We start from the raw sequence: 4,568 nt of genomic DNA, 5'->3' as shown, positions 1-4,568 counted from the left end.
AGGCAACCGCGTCGCATAAACCAACTGCCCTACCGCAATACCCCACAAAAAACCCGGCCTGATCAGCCGGGTTTTTTCATGGTTATTTTGCCTGGGTGACGTCGCTTCAGCTGAGCCTCAAAGTTTGGCAATCGAGACTTCGGTGGACTTCACGAAGGCAATGACCTCGCTGCCGACCTTCAATTCAAGGTCGCGCACCGAACGGGTGGTGATGACCGAGGTCACGATGCCCGAGGCGGTTTGCACGTCGATTTCGGAGACCACCTCACCTTCCAGAATTTCCTTGATGACGCCCTTGAACTGGTTGCGCACGTTGATCGCTTTGATGGTCATGATGAGGCTTCCTGTCTGATGTCGAGTACATCCCCATGGATGTGCAGGCCTTCAAAATGAACCGCGCTCATCAAGATTAAAAGGAATATATAATTATCTATTTATAGCTTTAAAGAATATTGATTGTTGTTCCCGGCCCTGTGCGAACCACTGACACTAAATTTCAGGCAAAAAAAATCCCGGGCAGCTGATGGAAGCCCGGGATTTAAAAATGCATAAACCGTGGTGGTGAACGCGGGGCGAATATTACGGAATATTTCTCGCTGTAACAAGATATTTTAGTTAACCATTCGGTTACTAAATTTCATAACCCATTAAATATCCAGATATTTTTTAAGGTTAACCTCGAAACGCCTTTAACTGGCAGTACCCGGAATTACAGAAACCAGCGGTACTCCCGCGCACTGATGTCGTGCATGAACGCCAAATGGTCCTGGCGTTTGTTCTCGCAATACACGTCGACAAACTCAGCCCCCAAACCTTCACGCAATCGAGGGTTGGCTTGCATGGACTGCACGGCCTCAAGCATCTCCAGTGGAAAGTCGATGCCGCTGCTGCGATCTTCATTGAGCGGGGCAATCGGTTCGCGGCCGCTTTCCAGGCCTTGCTCCAGGCCCACCAGGATCGCGGCGAGCACGAGGTAAGGGTTGGCATCCGCACCCGCCAGGCGATGTTCGATCCGCAGGTTTTTCGCGTCCGACTCCGGCACCCGCAGGCAGGCGTCACGGTCTTCAAAGCCCCAACTGGCGCGGGAAGCGACGTTCACTGTGCCGCTCAAGCGGCGCATGGCGTTGTGGTTCGGGGCAAAAATCGGCATGCAGTGCGGCAACACGTCCAGGCACCCGGCCACGGCGTGACGCAGCGCCCGTTGCCCGTTCGCCGCCAGCAGATTGTTGCCCGCTTCGTCGTAAAGGCTTACATGCACATGCATGCCGCTACCGGGGTGCTGCAAGTAGGGTTTGGACATGAAACTGGCGCGATAGCCGTGTTTGAGCGCCACACCCCGGGTGCTGCGGCAAAACAACGCCGCCCAGTCCGCCGCACGCAGTCCGTCGTCCAGGTGACCGAAATTGATTTCGAACTGACCTGGGCCCAGTTCTGCGGTGATCACCGTGGCATCGATGCCTTGCGTGCGCGCGGTCTCGACCATTTCATCGAGCACCGGGGCAAATCGCGACAGTCGCTCGATGTGCATGTTCGGCTGATCATCGGCATCGTCGGTCAGGGGGTCGCGGGCGAACTGCGGCAAGCCATCACGCAATTGCCGATCGAACAGATAAAACTCCAGCTCGAACGCCACCACCGGAAAAATGCCCTTGCGGCCCAGCCGCTCCAGCACCTGCGCCAACACTTCCCGTGGCTCGAAAACGATCGGTTTTTGCGTGCCGTCGGAGGTGATCAGCATCTGCCCCAGCGGCTGCTGTTCCCAGTTCACCAACTTCAAGGTGCCGGGCACCAGGCGCCGTGGCGCATCCGGATCGCCGTCGTTGAAGCAGTAGTCGCCGATCTTGAACAGCCCGCCCTGGGTGCCGAGCAATACGCAGTTTTGCGGCAGCTTGAGCACGCTGCCGGCTGCCACTTTTTCCAGCATTTCGATCGGGTAGCGCTTGCCGTAAAAATGTCCGGGAATGTCCAGGGAAATCAGGTCGACGTAGCGCACCTGGGGGTAGCGCTGACGAAACCCGCGGACTTCGGCCAGCAGATCAGAGCACACAGCATCCATCATCTTGTTCCTTTGTTGTTTTTATCAGGTGTAAACCCACAGCACGCGGGTGAGTTGGTCTGAGAGGTTGCCGTAGCGGCAATGGGCATGACTGGCCAGCTGGAAACTGTCGCCGGCGCGCAGGGTGACGGGCTCGTCGCTGTCCAGCCACAGCGTCAATTCCCCTTCCAGGACGTAGCCGCCCTGCTCCGAGCTGTCTTTCATGTGCCGGTCACCACTGCTGGCGCCCGGTTCGAGTTGGCTTTCGAGCATGGAAAAGGACGCGCGCATTTTCGGCGAGACCAGGATGTCGGTGATCCCGTCGGCGTAATACAAGGTGCGTCGTTCATCCGGCCGGGTCACCCAGGGCAAGGCCATGGGTTTGGGCAGGCTGTAGAAATAGGTGGTCGGCACGCCGAGGGTTTCGCTGATGGCGGTCAAGTCCGCTACCGTCGGCCGGGACAACCCGCGCTCGACCTGCGAAAGAAACCCCACGGAACGGCCGATTTTGTCCGCCAGTTCCTTCAGGGTGTATTTCTTGTGTTTGCGCAGGTCCTGGATCAGGATCGCCAGCGCTGAAATCTCTTCTTGCATGTCCATCTAAAGGCTTCCAGAAATTGCCGTTTCAAATGCTGTCGCGCAGCCGGTACCAGGCTTTGCCGATGGCTTCCAGCGGTGCGGCCATGTATTTGCCGCCGGGAAAGCTGCCGTTGTTCAACCCCTGGTACAACGCCAACTCATCCGACTGACCGAGTATCGCATCGGACACTGCCCGCGCCCCGGCCAGGGTCGGCAGTACGCCGTGCCCGGAATACCCCTGCAACCAGTACAGGTCGCCGCGTCGACCGATGTCCGGCGTGCGCTTGAGTGTCAGGTCGATGTGACCGCCCCAGGCGAACTCCAGCTCGACCCCTTTGAGTTGCGGAAACACTCGCTCCAGGCAGGGTCGGGTGGCACCGGCGATGTCCTTGGGCATGCCACCCAGGTAGGTGCAGCCACCGCCGAACAGCAGGCGGTTGTCGGGGGTGCGGCGGAAATAATCGAGCACGAACTGGTTGTCGGTGACGCACACGTTGCTCGGCAGTAGCGCGGTCGCTTGTGCCTCGGACAGTGGCGCAGTGGCCACTTGGTAGGTGCCCACGGGTAACACGCAACTGGCCAGCTGCGGATCGAGTCGATCCAGATAGGCATTACAGGCCAGTACCAACACGTCCGCGCGGATTTGACCGGTTTCAGTGGTCACCACATAGCCGTCGCCATCCTCGCGATAATTCAGCGCTTTGCTTTGTTCATGAATCACGCCACCAGCCCGCTCGATCGCGGCGGCCAGGCCCAGCGCCAGTTTCAGCGGGTTCAAGTGCCCGCCTTCGGGATCGAACAGGCCGGCCTGGTAGCGCTCGCTGGCGACCCACTCGGGCAATTGAATACGTTCGATGAACTGCAAACCATCGTGCCCCCACTTGTGGCTGGCCTCGTGCTGCCATTCGGTCAACAGGCTGACCCGTCGCGGCATCACCGAAGTCCAGAGGTGGCCGGCCCGGTAGTCGCAATCGAAACCATGCCGTGCCGGCAGCTCCCGCAACTCCCGCGCCGCCCAGCGCATGCCGTCCCACAATCGCCGCGCGCGTTCATACCCCAGCGCGGCTTCCAGCGGTGGCATGTCGCAGGACCAGCCGAGGATGGCCTGGCCGCCATTGCGCCCAGACGCCGCCCACGCCACCCGACTGGCTTCCAGCAATGTCACGCGCTTGCCGGCCAGGGCCAGGCGCAACGCGGTGTGCAAGCCGCTGAAGCCGGCGCCGATGATCAGCACTTCGGCGTTTTGCTCGCCCTCCAAGGGCGCACGATTTTTTATGTGATCGGCGCAGGAATGGGCGTAGTAGCTGGCGACGTGTTGGGTGGATTGCTGAAACATGACCGGCTCCGTGAATTTTTATAGTTTTAATTTCATGAAAAAATACACGATAGATTTCATGTGGGCAATGGTTGGTGGTTTTGGGGGCTTATCCGTTTCTTCGGTGATGGCGACTTAGGGTTCCGCCCTTACGGCGGGTTACTTGGAAAAGCGCCAAGTAACCAAGCGCTCTTGCCCCACCACTCGGTGCCTCGCTTAGGCTCGGCATGCCCTCACTCCGGCATTGCTCCGTGGGTCGCCGCGATGGGCCATCCCTGGCCCAGCGCGGCTAAACCGGCGTCCTGCCGGTTTACCCACGGAGCAACGCCTGCGTTCGGCCAGCGTGGTTTAACGGGGCGCCCAAATCAAAAGCCGAAGCGAGGCGGCCTGACAGCCGACCTGATTTCAAGTGAACTCATTCTCCCTGTGGGAGCGAGCCTGCTCGCGAAGGACGTCAACGATTACGCGCCCTGTCTGGATGATCGCGTTGTCTGGACGCCCATCGCGAGCAGGCTCGCTCCCACAATTGGATCGCGGACAGGGCGAAAAGCAGGTCGGCTGTCAGGCCGACTCGCGCGGCTTTGGCTTTTGATTTTCTTGCCCCATCGAGAGGCCGAACGCAGGTTCTGCGCAGTGGGC

Annotated in this window: 4 protein-coding genes; all 4 read right to left on the bottom strand. The window is 59.4% G+C overall.

What is annotated here, in order from left to right:
* Positions 1 to 117: 117 nt before the first annotated feature.
* The 4 genes from GPL81_RS29900 to GPL81_RS29885 all read right to left on the bottom strand — a co-directional run bounded on the left by GPL81_RS29900 (position 118) and on the right by GPL81_RS29885 (position 3,950).
* Positions 118 to 333 carry a TOBE domain-containing protein gene (locus tag GPL81_RS29900; protein WP_007904463.1) on the bottom strand — a complete coding sequence of 72 codons (216 nt, stop codon included), beginning with the start codon at positions 331 to 333 and terminating at the stop codon, positions 118 to 120.
* A gap of 376 nt (positions 334 to 709) precedes the next feature.
* Positions 710 to 2,056 carry a glutamine synthetase family protein gene (locus tag GPL81_RS29895; protein ID WP_160109660.1) on the bottom strand — a complete coding sequence of 449 codons (1,347 nt, stop codon included), beginning with the start codon at positions 2,054 to 2,056 and terminating at the stop codon, positions 710 to 712.
* Between the two features lie 24 nt (positions 2,057 to 2,080).
* Positions 2,081 to 2,635 (bottom strand): helix-turn-helix domain-containing protein, encoded by a 555-nt coding sequence (locus GPL81_RS29890; protein ID WP_096510543.1) that lies wholly within the window; start codon positions 2,633 to 2,635, stop codon positions 2,081 to 2,083.
* 25 nt (positions 2,636 to 2,660) lie between these two features.
* Positions 2,661 to 3,950: an NAD(P)/FAD-dependent oxidoreductase gene (locus tag GPL81_RS29885; RefSeq protein ID WP_160109659.1), complete on the bottom strand. Its 1,290-nt coding sequence runs from the start codon at positions 3,948 to 3,950 to the stop codon at positions 2,661 to 2,663.
* Between the last annotated feature and the right edge of the window lie 618 nt (positions 3,951 to 4,568).

Origin of the sequence: Pseudomonas izuensis (assembly GCF_009861505.1) — a bacterium.
Lineage (GTDB): Bacteria > Pseudomonadota > Gammaproteobacteria > Pseudomonadales > Pseudomonadaceae > Aquipseudomonas > Aquipseudomonas izuensis.
The sequence above is the reverse complement of the archived record's forward strand: the minus strand, read 5'-3'. Positions and strand labels throughout refer to the sequence as shown.

Coding starts and splice junctions, on each gene's coding strand:
- GPL81_RS29900 (WP_007904463.1), bottom strand. CDS start 333: ATGACCATCAAAGCGATCAACGTGCGCAACCAGTTCAAGGGCGTCATC.
- GPL81_RS29895 (WP_160109660.1), bottom strand. CDS start 2,056: ATGGATGCTGTGTGCTCTGATCTGCTGGCCGAAGTCCGCGGGTTTCGT.
- GPL81_RS29890 (WP_096510543.1), bottom strand. CDS start 2,635: ATGGACATGCAAGAAGAGATTTCAGCGCTGGCGATCCTGATCCAGGAC.
- GPL81_RS29885 (WP_160109659.1), bottom strand. CDS start 3,950: ATGTTTCAGCAATCCACCCAACACGTCGCCAGCTACTACGCCCATTCC.